Origin of the sequence: Duganella violaceipulchra (assembly GCF_019166075.1) — a bacterium.
GTDB classification, from domain to species: domain Bacteria; phylum Pseudomonadota; class Gammaproteobacteria; order Burkholderiales; family Burkholderiaceae_D; genus Rugamonas; species Rugamonas violaceipulchra.
This window is the reverse complement of record NZ_JAHTGR010000005.1, coordinates 93,180-113,750: the sequence shown is the minus strand read 5'-3', so window position 1 is coordinate 113,750 and position 20,571 is coordinate 93,180. Positions and strand designations below refer to the sequence as shown.

The 20,571-nt window shown below is 65.8% G+C and carries 17 protein-coding genes; 7 read left to right on the top strand and 10 right to left on the bottom strand.

Translation table 11 applies throughout. From position 1 onward, the window contains the following. Positions 1-145: 145 nt before the first annotated feature. The 5 genes from KVP70_RS11375 to KVP70_RS11355 form a co-directional block, all read right to left on the bottom strand. On the bottom strand, positions 146-1,666 hold the full coding sequence (locus KVP70_RS11375; protein ID WP_217942293.1) for a tryptophan halogenase family protein: 1,521 nt from the start codon (positions 1,664-1,666) through the stop codon (positions 146-148). A 10-nt stretch (positions 1,667-1,676) separates the two neighbouring features. Further along, complete coding sequence (locus KVP70_RS11370) at positions 1,677-2,681, bottom strand: cupin-like domain-containing protein (RefSeq protein ID WP_217942291.1); 1,005 nt, start codon at positions 2,679-2,681, stop codon at positions 1,677-1,679. Continuing rightward, entirely contained in the window at positions 2,674-3,375 is a 702-nt protein-coding gene (locus KVP70_RS11365; RefSeq protein WP_217942289.1) for a SapC family protein, read from the bottom strand. The genes KVP70_RS11370 and KVP70_RS11365 overlap by 8 nt, the downstream gene beginning before the upstream one ends. 9 nt (positions 3,376-3,384) lie before the next feature. After that, entirely contained in the window at positions 3,385-4,908 is a 1,524-nt protein-coding gene (locus KVP70_RS11360) for a tryptophan halogenase family protein (RefSeq protein WP_217942288.1), read from the bottom strand. A 91-nt stretch (positions 4,909-4,999) separates the two neighbouring features. After that, entirely contained in the window at positions 5,000-7,969 is a 2,970-nt protein-coding gene (locus KVP70_RS11355) for a TonB-dependent receptor (RefSeq protein ID WP_217942286.1), read from the bottom strand. Between the two features lie 232 nt (positions 7,970-8,201). On the opposite strand from KVP70_RS11355, the gene KVP70_RS11350 reads away from it, so the two are divergent. From KVP70_RS11350 to KVP70_RS11340, 3 genes are all read left to right on the top strand, one after another. Continuing rightward, complete coding sequence (locus tag KVP70_RS11350) at positions 8,202-9,245, top strand: LacI family DNA-binding transcriptional regulator (protein ID WP_217942284.1); 1,044 nt, start codon at positions 8,202-8,204, stop codon at positions 9,243-9,245. A 214-nt stretch (positions 9,246-9,459) separates the two neighbouring features. Then, positions 9,460-12,111, top strand: coding sequence for a TonB-dependent receptor plug domain-containing protein (locus KVP70_RS11345; RefSeq protein WP_217942282.1), 2,652 nt, complete (start codon positions 9,460-9,462; stop codon positions 12,109-12,111). Positions 12,112-12,185: 74 nt separating this feature from the next. Continuing rightward, the gene (locus KVP70_RS11340) at positions 12,186-12,725 is read left to right on the top strand and encodes a DUF2058 domain-containing protein (protein WP_217942280.1); all 540 of its coding nucleotides are present in this window, start codon (positions 12,186-12,188) and stop codon (positions 12,723-12,725) included. Here the strand turns inward: KVP70_RS11340 and KVP70_RS11335 are convergent, their stop codons facing one another. The 5 genes from KVP70_RS11335 to KVP70_RS11315 all read right to left on the bottom strand — a co-directional run bounded on the left by KVP70_RS11335 (position 12,726) and on the right by KVP70_RS11315 (position 16,407). Then, a complete protein-coding gene (locus KVP70_RS11335; protein WP_229224751.1) occupies positions 12,726-13,139 on the bottom strand; it encodes a YidB family protein in 414 nt (137 codons plus the stop codon). It abuts the gene before it with no gap. A 99-nt stretch (positions 13,140-13,238) separates the two neighbouring features. Further along, complete coding sequence (locus KVP70_RS11330) at positions 13,239-13,916, bottom strand: type 1 glutamine amidotransferase domain-containing protein (RefSeq protein WP_217942279.1); 678 nt, start codon at positions 13,914-13,916, stop codon at positions 13,239-13,241. 30 nt (positions 13,917-13,946) lie between these two features. After that, positions 13,947-15,104, bottom strand: coding sequence for an iron-containing alcohol dehydrogenase (locus KVP70_RS11325; RefSeq protein WP_217942277.1), 1,158 nt, complete (start codon positions 15,102-15,104; stop codon positions 13,947-13,949). Between the two features lie 118 nt (positions 15,105-15,222). Then, the gene (locus KVP70_RS11320; protein WP_217942275.1) at positions 15,223-15,834 is read right to left on the bottom strand and encodes a TetR/AcrR family transcriptional regulator; all 612 of its coding nucleotides are present in this window, start codon (positions 15,832-15,834) and stop codon (positions 15,223-15,225) included. A 21-nt stretch (positions 15,835-15,855) separates the two neighbouring features. Next, a complete protein-coding gene (locus KVP70_RS11315) occupies positions 15,856-16,407 on the bottom strand; it encodes a PEP-CTERM sorting domain-containing protein (RefSeq protein ID WP_217942274.1) in 552 nt (183 codons plus the stop codon). A gap of 128 nt (positions 16,408-16,535) precedes the next feature. On the opposite strand from KVP70_RS11315, the gene KVP70_RS11310 reads away from it, so the two are divergent. From KVP70_RS11310 to KVP70_RS11295, 4 genes are all read left to right on the top strand, one after another. Further along, positions 16,536-17,630, top strand: coding sequence for a histidine kinase (locus tag KVP70_RS11310; RefSeq protein WP_217942273.1), 1,095 nt, complete (start codon positions 16,536-16,538; stop codon positions 17,628-17,630). Next, a complete protein-coding gene (locus tag KVP70_RS11305; RefSeq protein WP_229224750.1) occupies positions 17,620-18,747 on the top strand; it encodes a sensor histidine kinase in 1,128 nt (375 codons plus the stop codon). Before KVP70_RS11310 ends, KVP70_RS11305 begins: the two co-directional genes overlap by 11 nt. Next, the gene (locus KVP70_RS11300; protein ID WP_217942272.1) at positions 18,707-19,516 is read left to right on the top strand and encodes a LytR/AlgR family response regulator transcription factor; all 810 of its coding nucleotides are present in this window, start codon (positions 18,707-18,709) and stop codon (positions 19,514-19,516) included. Before KVP70_RS11305 ends, KVP70_RS11300 begins: the two co-directional genes overlap by 41 nt. Before the next feature lie 112 nt (positions 19,517-19,628). Then, the gene (locus tag KVP70_RS11295; RefSeq protein ID WP_217942271.1) at positions 19,629-20,570 is read left to right on the top strand and encodes an alpha/beta fold hydrolase; all 942 of its coding nucleotides are present in this window, start codon (positions 19,629-19,631) and stop codon (positions 20,568-20,570) included. Position 20,571: the final 1 nt, after the last annotated feature.

Below are 20,571 nucleotides of genomic sequence, written 5' to 3'. Positions count from 1 at the left end.
CCTCCAATCGTCTGCGGACTGGATGGGTTTGTAATATTACTACCTAAAAAATGTGGAAAAGATAAATATTCAGCGGAGTGTTGTTGGGCGTGGACAGGCGAAAAAAAGCCACCCGAAGGTGGCGTCGCTGGCGCTGGTCTGACGTTCAGGCGGCCTTGGCCGATTCCGCCCGGCCGCAGTAGCGTTCCACATAGGCCTGATGGGTCGGCAACTGCACCACGATGCGGTCCACCCGCGACTTGATGCTGCCGAGAAAATGCTTGAGCTCGGCATCGCCCATCAGGTCGGCGGTCTGGTGGTGCGAGCGCGGCATGATGCCCTGGCCCAGCATCACCTGGATCCACGAGTTCTCCGCGAACAGCTCGTTCGGCACGCGGAACACGCGGCCGGTTTCGCGGAACAGGTCGATGCGGTGTTGCAGCGAGGCGGGGATGCCCATCTCGCGCGCCTCGGTCCAGAACGGCGAGTCGGTGCGGTTGTTGACATGGTAGTGCAAGATGATGAAATCGCGGATGTGCTCGATCTCGCTGTTGCACTGGTGGTTGTACTCGTCGATGTCGGCCTGGCTGATGCCGTCGGTGGGGAAGGTCTGCATCAGCCGCACCACGGCGCGCTGGATCAGGTGGATGCTGGTCGATTCGATCGGCTCCAGGAAGCCGCTGGCCAGGCCGATCGCCACCACATTGCCCTTCCACGTGTGCTTGCGCTGGCAGGGCTTGAACTGGATCACGCGCGGCGTGACCAGCGGCTTGCCTTCGATATTGGCCATCAGCTGCCGCATCGCCGCGTCGTCGTCCAGGTGGCGGCTCGAATACACGATGCCGTTGCCGACCCGGTGCTGCAGCGGGATGCGCCACTGCCAGCCGGCCTGGTGCGCCATCGAGCGCGTCAGCGGCACGGCGTCGCCCACCGACTCGGTCTGCACCGCGATGGCGCGGTCGCAGAACAGCCATTGCGACCAGTCCTCCATCGGCTCCTGCATGGCGTCGCCGATCAGCAGGCCGCGGAAGCCGGTGCAGTCGATGAACAGGTCGCCTTCGATCTCCTGGCCCGACGCCAGCACCACCGAGCGCACGTCGCCGTTGTCCTCGTGCCTGGTGTAGCGCACGATCTTGCCTTCGATGCGCTGCACGCCACGCGGCTCGCTCAGGCGCCGCAGGTATTTGGCGTAGCGGCTGGCGTCCAGGTGGTAGGCGTAGTTCATGCCGTTGTCCGGCAGGTGGGCGAAGCGGTTCTCCAGCGACGCCTTCAGCTCCAGGCAGTAGTCGCCGTAGTCGCCGGCCAGGCCGCGCTCGACGCCCTTGTGCCAGAAGTGCTGGAAGCCGGCGGTCCAGTGGTCGGTGCCGGTCATGCCGAAGGAGTGGATGTAGTCCTGTTTGACGTTGCGCCAGCCCTCGAAGCTGATGCCCAGCTTGAAGGTGGCCTGGGTCTCGGCCATGAATTCCTGTTCGTTGATCTCCAGCAGATTATGGAAGTTCATCAGCGTCGGTATCGTGGCCTCGCCGACGCCCACCGTGCCTATCTCGTCGGACTCGATCAGCTTGATGTCGAGCCGCTTGCCCAGCACCTTGGCGATGCCGGCCGCCGCCATCCAGCCGGCCGTGCCGCCGCCGGCGATGACGACGCGCTGCACCGGACGGCGTTGATTGGGATCTCGTGGGGTCATCGGTGTCTCCTTAGCGGTTCATTTTTTTAAGTGTCTGGGCGCGCAGCACGCGCGCGGCCTCGTCGTTGAGCGGCGCCAGCACATGGCGGGCGTACTCGGGAATATGGGCGGCCGTGCTGTCGTCGGCTTCGAAGATGTAGTGGCGGAAGATTTCCTGCCAGGCCTTGCGCTGCGCGGCCGGCAGGTCGCGCATGGTGAGGAAGGCCAGCATCAGCGCGCTGGTCGGCGTGTCCATGTAGTCGGGCGACTGGCGCCACCAGTAGTTGACCAGCACGTTGAATGGGTCCAGCGCCTCGATGTGGTGCCACCACATGCTGGGGATGAAGATGGCGTCGCCCGGTCCCAGCTCGGCGGTCTGCGCGTGCGCCAGCGCCTCGGCGAATTTCGGATACTTGTCGAAGTCCGGGTTCAGCAGGTCCACCAGGCTGACGGCCTGGCCGGCCGGCGTGAAGTCCAGCGGGCCGATGTATAAATTCTTCAGCTGCGCCGGCGGAAACAGGGTGAAGCGGCGATGGCCGGCCGCCACCACGGCCAGGTTGTCCGGCACGTCGTAGTGGGCGGCGATGCGGGTGCGGTTGCCGATCCAGATGCTGGCCAGCGCGTCGCGCCCGCCCAGGTGGATGTCGTTCTGTTCGCGGAAGCCGGGCAGGCAGGTCTCCACAGTGGTCGAGCCGACATAGACCGTGGCCGGCGTGGCATGGTGGCGCTTGGCTTCGATCTCGTCCAGCACGGCGGTCAGCTTGGCGTGCACCGGATAGAAGTTGAAGCCGCTCATGTCGGCGTTGTAGAAGAAGCGGCCGCCCGCTTCCGGCGGCCCCAGCATGGCGCCTACCGTGGCGTCGCGGTAGTGGCTGCGCAGGTAGGCATCGCCGCCGCGCTCGCCGGCCAGCGCGGCGCGCACCATCGGCCAGCTGGCGGCCAGGCCGCGCAGCACCAGCGGTTCGGTGGCGTTGAGGATGTCGTCGCCCAGGTCGTTGACGCCCAGGCCGCTGATCTCGCGCAGGGCTTCAGCCATGGGCGGCGTTCTTGCGGTCGATCAGCATGCGGAAGTTCGACAGCGAGGCCAGCACCATGTAGATGCTGTGCAGGTGCCCGGCCTGGTGCAGCGCGGCCACCGCGTCCGCGCCCAGCGCCGACAGCCGGTCCTCGTTGATGGTGTAGAAGCCGACCAGGCGGTTCTGCGAGCCGTCGTCCAGTTCGACGTCGAGCACGAAGCTTTCCAGCAGCTCGTGTTGCAGCAGCGCGGCCAGCAGGGCCGGCGTCGCCTGCAGGCCCTGGTGGATGGCCAGCAGCATCGAGCTGGCCCGTTCCAGGAACTCGCTGTTGCCGCCGTGCGGCAGGAACACTGGTTCGCCCTCGCTGCGGCTGACGCGCGGGTTGTCGACATCGACGTGCACCATCAGCTCGCTGCCGTTGACGCCGATCATGAAGGGCTGGCGTTCGATCATCATCGGCACGTAGGGCGCGTCCCAGCGTTCATCCTTGAGGAACAGGTTTTCCTCGTCCTGGAAACCGAACAGCGCGACCGGTTCGAAGCCCAGGCCGTCCGTGGTCTTGCGGAAGACGATCGGGTAGCAGGCCTGCACGTCGCGGAACTCGGACGGGAAGGTGACGGCCGACATCTGGCGCTCGCCGAACTGCGCGCCGTGGCGGGTGATGACGCGCAGATCCTTGTGGTCTACGTTGTTGAGCAATACGGTAGTCGACATATGGTCTCTCTAGATTTTCTGCAAGCCGTGGCGCTTGATGTGGTTGATCAGTTCGCGGTTGTCCGGCAGCGCGCCCAGCATCTTGCGGGTCAGCGCGGCCGCTTCGCGGAAATAGCCGTCGGCCAGCGCGGCCTGGCGTGGCTGTGGGTAGCTGAATTCGCTGCGGAAGCCCATGCCGTACAACACGTACTGGTAGCTGGCCGACGGGAACACTTCCTCGATGCGGTTGAAGTCGTTGCGCGATGGCGCGCGGTGGCGCCACAAGGTCAGCAAGTCGTTCAGCCGGTCGGGGATGGCGGCGGTGTTGTCGCGCCAGTAGTCGCTGTCGCGGCGCTGGCTCAGCACGTAGTGCAGTTTGAGGAAATCGATCACGCGTTCCCAGCGGTAGGTGAAGGCTTCGTTGAAGCGTTGGGCGACGATGTCCATCGCCGCGCGCGTGGCCGGCAGTTCGTCGCTGACCATCGCGGCCGACATTTCCACCAGCGCCAGGGCCGACGCCTCCAGCGGCTCGATGAAGCCGGCCGACAGGCCGATGGCCACGCAGTTTCGGTGCCAGAAGCGTGCGCGGTAGCCGGGGTTGAAGGTCAGCTTGCGCGGCTGCGGGATGTCTTGCGGGCCGCCGGTGTCGGCGATGTAGCGGCGCAGTTCGGCCTCGGCCTGGTCGTCGCCGATGTGGGCGCTGGAATACACGTGGCCGACGCCGCGCCGGGTCGGCAGGCCGATGTCCCAGATCCAGCCGGCGCTTTGCGCGGTGGACGAGGTTTGCGAGGCGATCGGATAGTTGTCGTCGGGGTAGGGGATCTGCACCGCCAGCGCCGAGTCGTTGTACAGCACATGCTGTTGCGAGATGAAGGGCACCTCGTAGTGTTGGCCCAGCAGCAGCGATTGCATGCCGGTGCAGTCGATGAACAGTTCGCCTTCAAGCGCGCCGTGTTCCTGTGTTTGCAGCGCGGCGATGTCGCCGTTGTCGTGGCTGCTGACGCCGACGACGTTGTCAGGCACGTAGTGCACGCCCAGCTTTTCCAGGCAGTGTTTGCGCAGGAAGGCGCCGAACTTGCCGGCGTCGAGGTGGTAGCCGTAGTTGGCCACCGAGGAAAATTCCGGCGTCACCACCTGCTTGGGCGCACGGCCGTTGACGCACAGGTGCGGCTGATAGCTGACCAGGTCGGCGAACGGAATGTCGGGATGCTGCGCCTGCCATTGCTCCGGCAGGTTCACTTCGCCATAGCCTTGCGGCAGCACGAAGGGATGGAAGTAGTAATCGTTGTCCGCGCCATTCACCCAGCGGTTGAAGCGCGAACCCTGCTTGAACGAGGCGTCGCACTCGCGCAGGAAATCGGCCTCGGACACGCCGATGCGGCGCAGCGTGTCGCGCATGCTGGGCCAGGTGCCTTCGCCGACGCCGATGGGCGCGATGTCGGGTGATTCGATCAGGGTGACCTGCAGGGACGAGCCCTGGTGGTCGGCGGCGATCAGCCCGGCCGTGAGCCAGCCGGCGGAACCGCCTCCCACAATCACGATGCGTCGGACCATATTGCTCGCCTTGTGTTGAGGATGAGATGGCTTAAAGTCTAACCGAAAAGGGCCGCTGCCAGGCAGCGGCCCCGGAACGATCAACGACCGCTTAGAACTTGTAGCGCGCGCCGATCATGTAACGCGGACCCTGCTGCGTCACCGATTCCAGCTGCTGCTGGGTACGGCTGTGCGTGCGCTGGATCGAGTTGCCGACGTTGATGCCCTCGAACTGCAGGCTCAGCTTCTCGTTGACGTTGTAGCCGATGCTGATGTCGACCTGGCCGTAAGCCTCGACGTACTGAGGGTTCGGGCCGGAGCCGTCAAACGTCGACGACAGGAACTCGCCGCGCCAGTTGTAGGCCAGGCGGGCGGTGAAGTTCTTGTCCTCGTAGATGCCGACCACGTTCGACGAGTTCGACAGGCCTACCAGCGCGAACTGCTCGCCGAGCTTGGCGTTGTCGTACTTCAGGCCCGAGTGCACGTAGGTGTAGTTGGTCGACACGCCGAAGCCGCTGTTGCCGAACATATGCTGCAAGTTCACCTCCAAGCCGTTCAGGCTGGCCGCCTTCTGGTTGGAGAAGGAGTTGATCTTGAAGTTGGCGATCGGATCGCTCGGCTGGCCGACGATGGTGCCGGTGGTGTGTGTGTCGGCGCCTGTCCCGGTGTCGGCGCCGCGCGTCACGCCCGGCGCGCCGTTGTGATTGCGGAAGATGTAGTCGCGGATGCAGGTGGTGTCGGCGCCGGCGCAACCGCTGGCCAGCGCTTCGTTCCAGTACTTGCCGCCGACCGGGGTGTGCAGGTTGAACGGCGTAGCGTCGAACTGCGACTGGCCGGCGTAGTTTTCCAGGTTCTTGCGGAAGTAGCCCAGCGAGAAGAAGTTCTGCTTGCCGTAGTACCACTCGTAGGACAGGTCCAGGTTCTTGGACTTGACCGGCTTCAACGACGGGTTACCCTGGTTGCCGGTGCCGCCGTCGGCGCGGGTCAGCGAGTTGAGCGTGGTGCCGCCCTGGATCTGGTCGTAGCGCGGACGGCCGATGGTTTCACCCAGGCTCAGGCGCAGCTTCTGGTCCTTGGTGAGCTCGATGTCGGAGTCAAAGCTCGGCAGCAGGTTGTGGTACTTGCCGGTCAGCGTGGTGAAGGTCGGATCGCCGAAGGTGATCGGCAACTCGTTCTGCGAGACCCAGCTGATGCCCACGGCGGCCGGCACCAGCGCGGTCGAGGTGACGTCGGTGGTTTCGTAGCGCAGGCCGATCGAGGTGCGGATCGGCAGTCTGGTGTCCCAGTCGGTGTTGAACTGCAGGTAGGCCGACTTCGATTTCTCGGCGGTGCGGGCGTCGTTGTCGAAGGTGGTCTTCGGCAGGTACAGCGCCGGCTTGCCGGAGGCATCGGACGCCAGCTGGCGCACCTGGGCGAAGTTGAAGGTGTAGAACTGATTGAACAGGTTGGGGCTGCCGCTGCCGTCGATATGGTCGAAGTACTGCGCCACCGACGCCGGATGGAACACGCTGGCCGGATAGTCGGACGCCTTGGTGGCGCCGCTCCAGGTGTCGCGCTGCTGGTTGGAGAAGGCCGAACGGTTCTTGACCTCGGAGGAGGCGGCGCCGAATTTCAGCTCGGACGCTTCCAGCACCTTCCATGCACCCTTGACCTGGGTTTGGTCGACCTCGCCCTTCATGTAGCCGTTGGTGAACACCGAGCCGGTGACCTGCTGTGGCGCCTTGGTGAAGTCTGCGCCGACGATGCTCAGCACCGGAAAATCGTGGCTGAAGTCGGCCGTGGTGTCGCCGCGGCTGAAGCTGGCCGTGCCGAGCGTGTTGCTCGAACCGAAGGGGCTGTCGGCCTTGGACTCGGCGCTCGAGTGGTGGGTGTCGAGCTCGAAGCGCAGGTCGGTGGTCGGCTTCCAGACGGCGTTGAAGCCCAACGATTTGTTCTGCGTCTTGGTGGCGAAGTCGGCCGCGCCCATGGCGATGTCCGAGGTCGAGATTCCGGAGTCCTTGCCGGGTGGGAGGAGTTCCTTGTAGATCAGCGGGCTGGAGACGGGGCCGCTGGTCCACGAGCTGGTCGACTTCCCGAAGTTGAACCAGGCCGAGATATCGTTGCGCTTGGTCTGGATCTTGTTTTCGGAGTAGGTGTAGTCCAGCGTGGTGACCAGTTTGTCGGTCGGCTTGTATTGCAGGGTCAGCTGGGCGTTGGTGCGCTGGCGCTTGACGCCGTTGAAGTTGTAGTTCAGGTTTTGCGGCACCGAGTACAGATTGGCGCCGGTCGGGCGGTTGATCGCGCCATCCTGCGGGATCGTGCCCCAGGTGTTTTCATCGCCGCGGAACGGGCCCTTCCAGCCATTGGAGACGGCCGCAGTGTTGTAACCCAGGTTGCGCTCCTGGTAGCTGCCGGTCAGCGCCACGCCGAACTTGTTGTTGTCGAAGGTGTTCGAATACAGGCCGGACAGTTCCGGCGTGGTCGAACGGCTGGCCTTGACGTCGCCCGGCAGGTTGCCGTTGGTGCTGTCGTACACGCCCTTGACGCCCACGCTCGAATGCATGCCGGGACGGTCGAACGGCCGCGCCGTCATCACGTTGACGGTGGCGCCGATGCCGCCGGTCGGGGTTTCGGCGCGGCTGGTCTTGTACACCTGCAGCTGCGAGATCGCTTCCGAGGCCAGGTTGGCGAAGTCGAAGGCGCGGCCGTTGAGGTCGCCCAGGTTGGAGGTCGGCATCTGGCGGCCGTTCAGCAGCACCAGGTTGAAGTCGGGGCCGACGCCGCGCACGGTGATCTTGGAGCCCTCGCCGATCGAGCGGTCGATCGACACGCCGGAAATGCGCTGCAGCGATTCGGCCAGGTTGGTGTCGGGGAACTTGCCGATGTCCTCGGCCACGATGCCGTCGACGATGCCGTCGGAATTGCGCTTCAGGTTCATCGAGGACAGCAAGCTCTGGCGTATGCCGGTGACGACCACGCTCTGGACTTCCGGTTCGGCTGCCTTGACGGATGCTTCCTGCGCCAGTGTCTGCCCGGCCGCCGCCGCGCAGGCACTGGCCACCGCCAGGCTGATTAATTTCTGTCGTGTCTTTGGATAATGCATGTTATCTCCTGTGTTTTTATGAACAGCTCGCTGTGCCACTTCCCGCCACCCAGATTTGGAAAGGTTTCCATTTCGTGTGGCAAATATAGCACCGAACGAATTTCAAAGTCAATTTGCAATGCCGCATAAGCCGGCCCCGGTTTTCGTTGACAGAGGAAATCAAGCCGTGCACCATGTCTGGGAACGTTTCCAAAAAGAGACACTTTTCAACCATCAGGGAAATGCACAAGCCGTGGCCACCATCAAAGACGTAGCCCGCCTCGCGGGCGTAGGACTGGGAACCGCTTCGCGCGTGGTCAGCGGCAAGGGGTCGGTGTCGCCGGCCACGCTGGCCAAGGTCAGGGCGGCCATCGCGCAGCTGGACTTCCGGCCTTCGCACGCGGCGCGCACCTTGCTGTCGGGCTCGAGCCAGATGATAGGCGTGTACATCCCGGTGCTCAGCGGCACCTTCTACACGCCCATCCTGCAAATCATCGACAACGAATTGCGCGCCGCCGGCCTGCACATGGTGGTGGCCTTCGGCGCCGGCCTGGGCGGCGCGCGCCAGCAGGCGATCGAGGGCATCGCCTTCCTGATCGAACGCGGCTGCGACGGCCTGATCCTGATGACCAATGTGCTGCAGGAGGAAGACATCGGCGCGCTGCGCTTCAAGCACGAGCGCATGGTGGTGCTCAACCACAGCTTCGACACCATCGCCGGCCAGTGCTTCACGGTCGACCACACGCTGGGCGGGCGGATGGCGGCGCGCGCCTTGCTCGACCACGGCCACCGTCAGATCGCCGTGGTGGCCGGCCCGGCCAGCCTGCCGGACAATGTGGTGCGGGTCGACGCCTTCCTGGCCGAGCTGCGCGCCAACGGCGTCGACACCGGCCAGCTGTGGCTGACCGAACGCGACTTTTCGCCGGCCGGCGGCTGGTCGGCGGCCAAGGAATTGATGGACTCCAGGCACCCGTGCAGCGCGCTGTTCTGCGCCAACGACGAGATGGCGGTGGGCGCGCTGTCGTATTTCCAGGAAGCCGGCATTCGCGTGCCGCACCAGCTGTCGGTGATCGGCTACGACGATACGCCCAGCGCGGAATTCTCGGCGCCGCGCCTGACCACGGTGCACATGCCGTGGCGCGAGATGACGCAGAACGGCATCAACGCGCTGCTCAACAGCTGCTACGACCTGCGGCGCCCGGTCACGCGCGGCTATCCGGTGACGATGACCTTGCGCGCCTCGCTGGCCGCGCTGGCGGCCCCGGCCAAGCCGACGCGCCGCCGCAAACCGGCCTGAGCGCCGCGCCTGGAAACAATGTTCAAATGCCAATGGGAAAACGTTTTCATAGTTGTTAATTTGCCGCATGAATCTTGATTCATGGTGAAGTTTAGTGGAAACAATAGACGGTTAGTAATGATGTCTATACATTCAGCCGTAGCAACAATCATCAGCCAGCTTTCACGTTGCTATCAACAGCTACTCAACATTACGAAAATAAAAGAGATCGCACATGAAGAAGAATTTCCCATTTGCAGCGTTGTTGTTGTCCGCCAGCCCCTACGTCCTGGCGCAAGCCCAGGCCCAGGCCACCGCCGTCGCTCCAGCCGCCGCCGCCCAGACTGCCGCCGCGGCCGACGCGACGCCGGACGATATCCAGAAAGTGGTGATTGTTTCCACCGGCAGCCGCGGCGCCCAGCGCACGCTGGTCGACACCCCGGTCCCGATCGACATCATCGGTGCGCGCGACCTCGGCAAGACCGGCCAGGCCACGCTCGATAAATCCCTGCAATTCCGCGTGCCGTCCTTCAACACCGTGCAGACCCCGGTCAACGACGCCACCTCGCTGCTCGATCCTTACGAGATCCGCAACATGGGCCCGAGCCGCGTGCTGATCCTGGTGAACGGCAAGCGCAAGAATTCCAGCGCGCTGATCTACACCCAGACTTCCCCCGGCCGCGGCGAAAGCGGCGCCGACATTTCGGCGATCCCGGTCGACGCCATCAAGCGCATCGAAGTGCTGCGCGACGGCGCTTCGGCCCAGTACGGTTCCGACGCGATCGCCGGCGTGGTCAACATCATCCTCAAGGACAATGCCGAAGGCGGCTCGGTCACCGCGCGCGGTGGCGTCACCCACGAGAGCGACGGCAAGATGGGCGGCCTGTCGCTGAACCAGGGCCTGCCGCTGGGCGGCGACCGCGGCTTCTTCAACTACACGCTCGACGTCTCCAAGGTCGGCCTGTCCAACCGCCCCGGCATGGTTGACCCGCGCGGCGAGGCCAGCGACTTCAGCGATCCGAAGCACGGGGTCCCGGTCTCGCAGGTGCTGGCGGCGGCGCAGGCCTTTGTCAAAACCCATCCTGACGCCGGCAACATCAACGGCTCGCCGGAGACCCGCTCCGCCAAGGCCGAGTTCAACACCCGCTACGACCTCAGCGACACCACCAGCCTCTACGGCAACGCCGCCTACGTGAACAAGAAGGTCAACTCCTACGCCAACTACCGCACGCCGTACTGGCGTCCGACCGACTACGGCCTGCTGCACGGGCCGCAGTACGCCTATGTCGGCTATGTGCCAACCTTTGTCGGCACCTTGGACGACTACAACGCCACCGGCGGCACCAAGTTCCTGGTGGGCGACTGGAACGCCGACGTCAGCCTGACCTACGGCGGCAACAAGCAGGGCTATGCGGTCGGCAACTCGGTCAACCGCGGCATGCAGGAAGACTACCTGGCGCACATCATCACCACGCCGTCGCCGACCAGTTTTGACGCCGGCGGCGTCAAGTTCAGCCACTGGGTGCTGAACGGCGACATCTCCAAGCAGCTGAGCAAGGACGTCAACTTCTACGCCGGCACCGAGCTGCGCCACGAGAACTACGAAACCATCGCCGGCGACGCCGCCTCCTACTACGGCAGCGGCGCCGATTCCTACGCCGGCAATGCGCCGGCCAATTCCTTCGGCTCGTCGCGCTCGAACTACGGCGCCTACGCCGGCGCCACCTGGGACATCTCGCCGGCCTTCCTGGTCGACGCCACCGGCCGCTACGAGAAGTACACCGACTTCGGCAGCGCCTTCGTCTGGAAGACCTCGACCCGCTACAAGATCAACGAACAGTTCACGCTGCGCGCATCGGCCTCGACCGGTTTCCGCGCGCCGTCGCTGGCGCAGATCTACACCCAGAAGGCGCAGTATTCCTTCGTGCCTGGCAAGGGCATCCTGGTGTCGGGCCTGGTCAACAACGTCTCGACCGCCGCCGCCGCCCTGCAGGTGCCCAAGCTGAAGGCCGAGAAGTCCAACAACATCACGCTGGGCCTGGGCTTCAAGCCGGACAACAACACCAGCATCACGATCGACTACTACAACATCAAGGTCAAGGACCGCATCGTCCTGAGCACCGAGATCAAGCCGATCTGCGACCCTGCGGACTTCACGTCGGATGACCTGTACAAGGCCTGCGTGGCGGCCAGCCCGCTGGACCAGCAACTGGGCAAAGCCAACATCGTCTCGGCCAGCTTCTTCGTCAACGCGCTGACCAGCCGCACCGAAGGCATCGACTACGTCGCCTCGCGCAAGAACATTGCTTTCGCGGACGGCAAGGTGACGCTCAACCTGTCGGGCAACGTGTCGCTGAAGAACGAACGCGATGGCGCCGTCAACAATCCGGGCCTGATCGCCTCGGCCAACCAGTCGGTGCTCAACGCCACCACCGAAGCGCTGATGTTCACCTCGCGTCCGAAGTTCAAGACCATCATCGGCGCCGATTGGGATTACAAGCAGCTGAACCTGTCGCTGAACAACACGGTGTTCGGTCCTACCCACTTCCGCAACGCCGGCATGGATGAGAACCTGGAAGTGGCGTTCAAGACCAAGATGGTGACCGACTTCGCGGTCACCTACGCGCTGACCCCGAGCACCACCCTGTCGTTCAACATCAACAATATGTTCAACACCACGCCGAGCTGGCACTTCAACGCCCGCAACGCCAAGGGCCAGGCCATCCTGGACAGCAAGGTGGTCGACGCCGCGACCGGCATGACGCCGTATGAGGCGCAGACCAACCTGGTGACCTTCAACGGCCGCTACTCGATGGTGACCTACGATGGCTCGCAGTTCAGCCAGCTGGGCCGCACCTTCGCCGCCTCGCTGAACTATCGTTTCTAAGCGGCACGCCGCAGCTATAATGAGGTCCGCGGCTTCGCAAGGGGCGGCGGACCTTTTTTTATGGAGTGGTACACATGGTTTCGTTACAAGATCAATTGCTGAAGGCCGGCCTGGTGGCCAAGAACAAGGTCAAGGTCGCCAATCAGGAAAAGAGCAAGCAGAAGAAGGAAGAGCGCCGCTCCGGCACCCAGAGCGTCGACGAAGCCAAGCTGGCCGCGCAGGAGGCGCAGCGCAAGCTGGCCGAGCGCAACCGCGAGCTGAACGCGCAGCGCGACGCCGCCGCGCAGCAGAAAGCCATCCTGGCGCAGATCGCGCAGATGGTGCAGCAGAACCGCCAGGACAAGGGCCGCAACGGCGACATCGCCTATAACTACACGCACGGCAGCAAGATTGAGCGCATGTTCGTGACGGCGGCGGTGCGCGAGCACCTGGTGGCCGGCCGGCTGGTGATCGTGGTGCTGAACGGCGTGGCCGAACTGGTGCCGCGCGTGATCGCCGACAAGATCGCCGAGCGCGACGCCACCTTGGTGGTGCGCGTCAACAAGGGCGCCACCGTGGTGGAGGAAGACGACCCTTACGCCGCCTTCCAGATTCCAGACGACCTGATGTGGTAATCAGGCGCTGATCCGCGCCTTCAGCAGGTTCAGGCCCTGCGCCAGCAGGCCGTCGGCCGGCACTTCGCCGTGCGGCGTCAGCTGGTCGATAATCTGCGGCAGCAGGCCGGCCAGGCCGGACGCAGCCTGCTGCGGATCGATGCCGGCCTGGCCGGCGATCTGCCGCAGCTGGTCCGCGCCCAGCGCATCCTCCAGCTGGCCGCCGGAAATGGCCTGGTTGGCGCCGGTGCCCACCCACGACATGACCTGGTCGGCCAGGCCGCTCTGCTTGAGTTTTTCCAGCACCGCCGGCACGCCGCCGGCGTTGTCTATCATCGCCATCACACCCGACAGCAAGTTCCCTTGCTGCGCTTCGCCTTGCTGGCCGCCCAGCGATCCCAATACTTGTCCTGCCAGTTGATCCAGTAAGCTCATCATGTTCTCCGGTGGGGTAAGGCAATGGAGATATCATTTTTGCACTGAATCAACGGCAGAGCAAGCGCCTTTTGCGGCGGCGCAGCATGGGCGGCCGCGTCAGGCCAGCAGCTGGAGCAAGGCCGCCGCCGCCGCTTCCGACGAGGCCGGATTCTGGCCGGTCACCAGCAGGCCGTCGGTGACGGCGTAGGCTTGCCAGTCGGCCAGCTTGGTGTAGAGGCCGCCGTGTTCCTTCAGCATGTCCTCGACCAGGAAGGGCACGACCTGGGTCAGGCCGACCGCTTCCTCCTCGCTGTTGGTGAAGCCGGTCACCTGCTTGCCGCGCACCAGCGGGCTGCCGTCGGCCGCCTTCACGTGGCGCAGCACGCCGGGCGCGTGGCACACCGCCGCCACCGGCTTGCCGGCCGCCAGCATGGCTTCGATCAGCGCGATCGAGGCGCGGTCCTCGGCCAGGTCCCACAGCGGGCCGTGGCCGCCCGGATAGAACACGGCGTCGAAGTCGGCCGCCGAGACCTCGGCCAGCTTGCCGGTGTGGGCCAGCACGGCTTGCGCTGCGGCGTCGGCCTTGAAGCGGATGGTGGCCGGGGTTTGCGATTCCGGCGCGTCGCTTTTCGGGTCCAGCGGCGGCTGGCCGCCCAGCGGCGACACCACCGTCAGTTGCGCGCCGGCTTCCTTCAGCGCGTAGTAGGGCGCGGCGAATTCCTCCAGCCAGAAGCCGGTCTTGTGGCCGGTGTTGCCCAGCTGGTCGTGCGAGGTGAGTACCATCAGGATGTTCATGGGGAGTCCTTGTGTGTGGGGTGGAGGGGCTTACAGTGCAGCTTCAAGAATGCGGCGGCTGCGCGCCAGGTCGATGTCGCGGTGTTCGCCCAGGCTGGTCATGCCGTGCGCGGCCAATTGCGCCAGCACGGCTTCGACCGCTTCCTGTCCAAGCTGGTAGGCCGACAAACGGGTCGGGATGCCGAGGCCTTCGAAGAACGCGCGGGTGTGGGCGATGGCGGCGTCGATGCGCTGCTCCTCGCTGCCGTCGCGGATGCCCCACACGCGCTCGCCGTATTGCAGCAGCTTTGCGTGCTTGGTGGCGCGCTGCACGTCCAGCAGCGACGGCAGCACCAGCGCCAGGGTGCGCGCGTGGTCGATGTCGTACAGCGCGGTCAGTTCGTGGCCGATCATGTGGGTGGCCCAGTCCTGCGGCACGCCCGCGCCGATCAGGCCGTTCAGCGCCAGGGTGGCGGTCCACATCAGGTTGGCGCGGGTGGCGTAGTCGTCCGGGGCGGCCAGGGCCTGCGGCGCGATCTCGACCAGCGTCTGCAGCAAGCCTTCGGCAAAGCGGTCCTGCGCCAGCGCCTGCACCGGGTAGGTCAGGTATTGCTCGACCGTGTGGACGAAGGCGTCGACCAGGCCGTTGGCCACTTGTTTGGTCGGCAGCGTGAAGGTCTTGGACGGATCGAGCACCGAGAACTGCGGGAACAGCAGCGGGCTGCGGAACGGCAGCTTGGTGTGGGTGGCCTTGTGGGTGACCACCGCGCCGTTGTTCATTTCCGAGCCGGTGGCCGGCAGGGTCAGCACGGCGCCGAAGGGCAGGGCGCGGCGCACCTTGGCGCCGCCGCTCTGGGCGATCTCCCACGGCTCGCCGTCGTACAGCGCGGCGGCGGCGACGAACTTGGTGCCGTCGATGACCGAGCCGCCGCCGACGGCCAGCAGGAAGTCGATCTCATCGCGGCGCACCTGTTCGACCGCGCGCATCAGGGTTTCGTAGCTGGGGTTGGGTTCGATGCCGCCGAATTCGCGGCTGACGCGCGCGCCGAGCGCGCGCCGCACCTCGGCCAGGGTGCCGGTCTTTTCGGCGCTGGCGCCGCCGTACAGGATCAGCACGCGGGCGCTGTCCGGCACCAGCTTGGACAGCCGGGCGATGGTGTCGGCGCCGAAGACGATCTTGGTCGGGTTGTGGAATTCAAAATTGTTCATGCGAGCTCCTGTTATTAGACTGGTCGTCTAGTGATGCGCTAAAAAAACGGGGTCAAGTCTGACATTCGGACACGGGCCCAGCCGTAACGGCTGTTACGGCTGGGCCCGTGTCCGAATGTCAGACTTGACCCCCTTGGGTTTCGGTTGGCAGGCCCAGCATGGTTAGCGTGGTCTGCCAGGCGGCGCGCAGGGCGCTGGGCTCGCGCCGCAGTTTGGTCAGCAGCGCCGCGCCCAGCCACAGCTGGTACAGGGCCAGCGCGGTGAGCTTGGCGTCGGCGACCTGGCGCAGCGAACCGTCGGCCTGCGCCTGCTCGACGCACACCGCCAGGCGCGCGACGATGCGGTTGGTGCCCTCCAGCAGCGTGACGCGCATGGCTTCCGACATGTCCGCCACCTCGCCGCTGAGCTTGACCACCAGGCAGCGGCAGTCGCAACTGTCCGCGTCCAGGTCGTCCCAGCTGGCCCAGTAATCCATCAGCGAGCGCGCGGCGCTTTGGCCGGGCTGGCTCAGCACGGTTTCCATCTGCGCCAGGTATTGCCCGATATAGTCGTCCAGCAGCGCCTCGCCGAACAGCTCCTTGGACTTGAAGTAGTGGTAGAAGGAGCCCTTGGGCACGCCCGCCGCCGTCAGGATCTCGTTCAAGCCCACGCCGGCAAAGCCTTTGCCGGTGATGATGGTCTTGCCCGTGTCCAGGATGTGCTGGCGGACGTTGTGGTGTTCTGTGGTCATGGTGGACGCATCATAACACAATTAGACCAGTCGTCTAGTCCTGCGGGCCAGCGCGCCGACCACGCCCAGGCCGGCGAGCAGCATGGCGTAGGCGTCCGCTTCCGGCACCGCGCGCACCACCAGTTGCTCGCCATACGCAGAGGCGCCCGGCGCGCCGGCCCAGGGGCCGAACGGCTGGCCCTTGCCGTCCTGCCAGTCGCAGTTGCTGTAGCTGCTGAAGTAGGGCGCGGCGCAGGCGGCGGCGCCGGCCAGCTGGCCGTTGATCGCGGAGAAGTAGGCGCCGCTCATGGGGTCCGTGCCGCCCAGCGGCACGTTGGCGCCGGCGAACAGGAAATCGCTGGCCTGCGGGGCGTCGGCCAGTTCGGCGGCGGTCGGCAGGCGCCAGCCGAATTGCGACTGGTAAGACAGGTCCAGTCCGCTCGAAGCGGGCAGCGGCGAGGCCCATGCCCAATCGAGCTGGTTGCGCGTGATGTAGGCGTTGCTGGCGAGCGGCGCGTCGATCTGGGCCGCCACGGCGGCGCCGACGGTGGCGCACAAGGCGGTGGCGATGGTCAGGCGTTTGACGAATAACATGGCTTCCTCGATTCGATGGGCGGCGTAGGGAGAAAAATGTTACATCGACAACTGCCAAAAAACAATTAGAATAATTGAATTAAAATTAAGTTTATGCCACCGCAGCAGGAATCTACACAGGAATCGCCATGCCGCTGTCCGCCGCCATGCCCAGTCAAGACCAGCTGCACGCCTGGCTGCCGCCCTTTGCCGCGGCGGCGCTGGCGTGGAACCTGCTCGCGCTGTCCGGCGCGCTGGCCAGCCATGGCGACGCCCAGCAGCATGGCACGGTGCATGCCTCGTTCGCGCTGACGCTGCTGCGCTTTGTGGCGCAGCACTTGCCGCTCGTTGCGCTCAGCCTGGTGCTGGCGGTCGGCTTTTATCGCGCGCAACGGCGCGCGCCGCAGTTGGCGCAGCTGTTGCCGGCCTATCTCGGCGTGCTGGCGCTGGGCGTGCCCTTGCTGTGCATCTGGCAGAGCGCGATCAACGGCGTTTTCAGCGGCAGGGGCCTGGCCTCGCCGCTGGCCTTGCTCCAGCAGCAGGGCGCGCTCAGCTGGTGGTTCCAGGCCCTGCTGCTGACGCTGGCGTTCTGCGCCCACCTGGCCTACAGCGCCTGGCGCCACGCGCATGCGCAGGCGCTGGCCTGGCAGCTGGCGCAACAAGCCAACCTGGCGCTGCGGCTGCGCTTGTTGCAGGGCCAGCTGGAACCGTATTTGCTGTCGGGCGCGCTGGCCGGCATCGCCCGCCTGAACCGCCAGGGCTTGCGCGAGCCGGCCACGCGGGCGCTGGCGCGCTTGAGCGACCTGCTGCGTTATGCGCTGCGCGCCAGCCGCTCGGACTGGCAAAGCGTGGCCGACGAGGTGCGCTTCCTGCGCGACTATGTCGACCTGCAGCGCATCTGCCGCGACGCCGGCCTGGACGTCGCATGGCAGCTCGAAGCGATCGACTGGAGCGGCTATCGCTGCCCGCCACTGCTGCTGTTGCCGCTGCTGGAGCAGGCGCTGGAAGCGGCGCCGCCGCGGCTGGCGGTGCGCATCGTCCGCCAGCCAACGGAGGCGGGCAGCCTGGTGCTGGTCGAGCTCAGCTATCCGCACGGGGCCCGCGCGGGCAGGGGCGCGGCGCTGGTCGCGCTGGAGGCGCGCCTGGCCTTGCAGTACGGCGGCGCCGCCACGCTGGCGCTGCAGACCGATGGCGAGCTCACCCATCTCCGCCTGGCCTATCCGGTGGCGCGCCATGATGATTGACGCCATCGCCGTGCCGCAAGCCGCGCCGGCGTCCGCGTGGCCGGCGCCGCGTGCGCTGCGCGCATGGCGCCCGTGCCTGCTGATCCTGCTGGGCTGGCAGTTGCTGGCGCTGCTCGAAGCGCTGGCCAGGGCCATCGACGCCAGCCACGCCGGCCGCGCGCTGCCGCTGCCGGCCTTGCTGTCGACGTTGATGCTGCAATACCTGCCGCTGGTGTGCAACAGCTGGCTGCTGGCGCTGGTGTTCCACCGCTGGCCGCAGCGGCTGGCGCGGCGCTCGGCCTTGCTGCTGGCGCTAGTGCTGTCGATGGCGGTTTTCCTGCCACTGCTGACCGGCGTCGATATCCTGGTCGTGCTGCTGCGCGACGGCCGCCCGCTGGCCGACTTCCCCGCCATGCTGGATCAGGTCGGCCGCATGACCTGGTGGTACAACGTCTTCGTGGTGGGCCTGGCCTTCCTGGCGCAGGCCGGCTACAGCGCCTGGCGGCGCGGCCGGCAGCAGGAACTGTCGGCGCAGCGGGCGCAGACGGAGCACCTGCAACTGCGCCTGGGCCTGCTGCAAGGCCAGCTCAAGCCGCACTTCCTGTTCAACGCGCTCAACAGCATCAGCGCGCTGGTGCGCACCGCCGATCCGGCGCTGGCCGACCAGGCGCTGGGCCATCTGGAGCAACTGCTGAACTATGCGCTGGCGGTGGGCCAGGGCAAGCCGGCCAGCGTCGCCGACGAGCTGCATTTCCTGCGCGGCTACCTGGCGCTGCAAAGCCTGCGCTACGGCGACCGCATGCAGCTGGACTGGGCGATCGAGCAGCGCGACTGGAGCCGCCATGCCTGCCCGCCGCTGCTGTTCCAGCCGCTGGCCGAGAACGCCGTGCATCACGGCGTCGAGGCGCACCAGCAGCCTTGCCGCATCCACATCGGGCTCGAGTATGCCGCTGGCATGCTGCGCCTGCGTATCGCCAATCCGGTGCTGGCCGCCTCGCGCGCCGGCACCGGCCTGGGTTTGAGCATGACGCGTGAACGCCTGGACATCCTGTACGGGCCGCGCGCTGAACTGAACATAGACGCCGATGAACACCACTATGCGATCGAACTACGCTTCCCCGTCGACGGCCCGGCCTAAGACGGTCCTGATCGTCGACGATGAACTGCCGGCCATCGCCAACCTGGAATGGCTGCTGGCCCGGCATCCGCAATGGCGGGTGCTGGAATCGTGCCGCTCCAGCGAGCAGGCCAGGGCGCGCTTGCAGGGCGCGTCGGTCGACCTGATCCTGCTCGACATCCAGATGCCGGGCCAGTCCGGCCTGGAGTTCGCGCGCGAGCTGTGCCAGCGGCCGGGCGCGCCGCTGATCGTGTTCGTCACCGCCTACGACGAGCACGCGCTGAGCGCCTTCGACATCTTCGCGCTGGACTATATGCTCAAGCCCTTTGACGACGAACGCTTCGACCTGATGCTGCGGCGCGCGGCGCTGATGCTGGAGCTGAACCAGCAGGCGGCGATGAACGGCGCGGTGCACGCCTACCTGCGCGACCGCGCGGCCGACGAGGCCGGATACAGCGCGCCGCCCTTGCTGCAGGTGGTGGTGCGCACCGCCGCCGGCCTGGAGCGCATCGCCCTCGACGATGTGCTGTGGCTGGGCGCGGCCGGCAATTATGTCGAACTGCATCTGGCCGGGCGGGTGGTCCTGCACCGCAGCACCATCACCGCCATCGTCGAACGCCTGCCGGAAGATGAGTGGGTGCGGGTGCACCGGACCGCCGTGGTGCGGCGCAGCGCCATCGCCGGCCTGCGCAGCGACAGCGACGGCTATTACGCGGTGCGCCTGGCGCAGGGCGATACGGTGCGGGTCAGCGCGCGTTACCTCAAGCAGGTGCAGGCCATGTTCGCCTGAATGCCCGGTTCGTCCCGGAACTGGCGCGATTGATCACATTGTCATAGCCGACAGGTTTACCTCCGTGGCAAGCTAGCTTCACCTTATGGCTTACCTCAGGAGGAACACCAGAATGAACAAGATCGGTATCAAACTGCTGGCGCGCATGGCGGCGATGATTTTCGCCTGCGCCGCGCTGGGCGCTCACGCGCAGTCGCTGGATTCGGACAAGTCGCTGGAGCGGAGTGTCAAGATCGTGCGCGTCCATAATCTCGATTTCCCCGTACTCGACGTCGGCAAAGGGCCTGTCGTCTTGCTATTGCATGGCTTCCCTGATTCGCACCGCGTGTGGCGTCATCAGGTGGCGCCATTGGTGCGCGCCGGCTACCGCGTGGTGGCGCCGGACCTGCGCGGCTTCGGCGACGCGCCGATCCTGCCGGCCGTGTCCGACTACACCATCGGCAAGGTGCTGGGCGACGTGACCGGCCTGCTCGATGCGCTCGACATCAAGCAGGCGCGCGTGGTCGGCCACGACTGGGGCGCGGTGGTGGCCTGGTACCTGGCGGCGTTCTTCCCGGACCGGGTGGAGCGGCTGATGGTGATGTCGGTGGGCGCGCCATGGAACCCGGCGTTCAACAGCATCGAACAGCGCGAAAAGTCCTGGTACTCGCTGTACTTCCAGTTTGAAGGCGTGGCGGAAGCGCGCTTCCGGCAGAACGACTATGCCTTCTTGCACGCCCTGAGCCGCGACGAAGGCGACATCGACGCGGCCATCGCCCACTTCAAGCTGCCGGGGACCTTGACCGCGGGGCTCAACTGGTACCGCGCCAATTCGAAGCCGTCGATGCCGCCGCCGGACGGCACGCCGGCGCCGCCGACCCCCAAGGTGCATTGCGATGTGGTGGGCGTCTGGAGTGATCGCGACCACTACCTGACCGAGGAACAGATGCAAGCCTCGGTCGACGACGTCACCGGCAAGTGGCGCTACCACAGGGTGGACGGGGCGGGCCACTGGATGATGCTGGAACATCCCCGTCGTGTCAGCGAACTGATACTCGATTTCCTCGAGCGTTAGG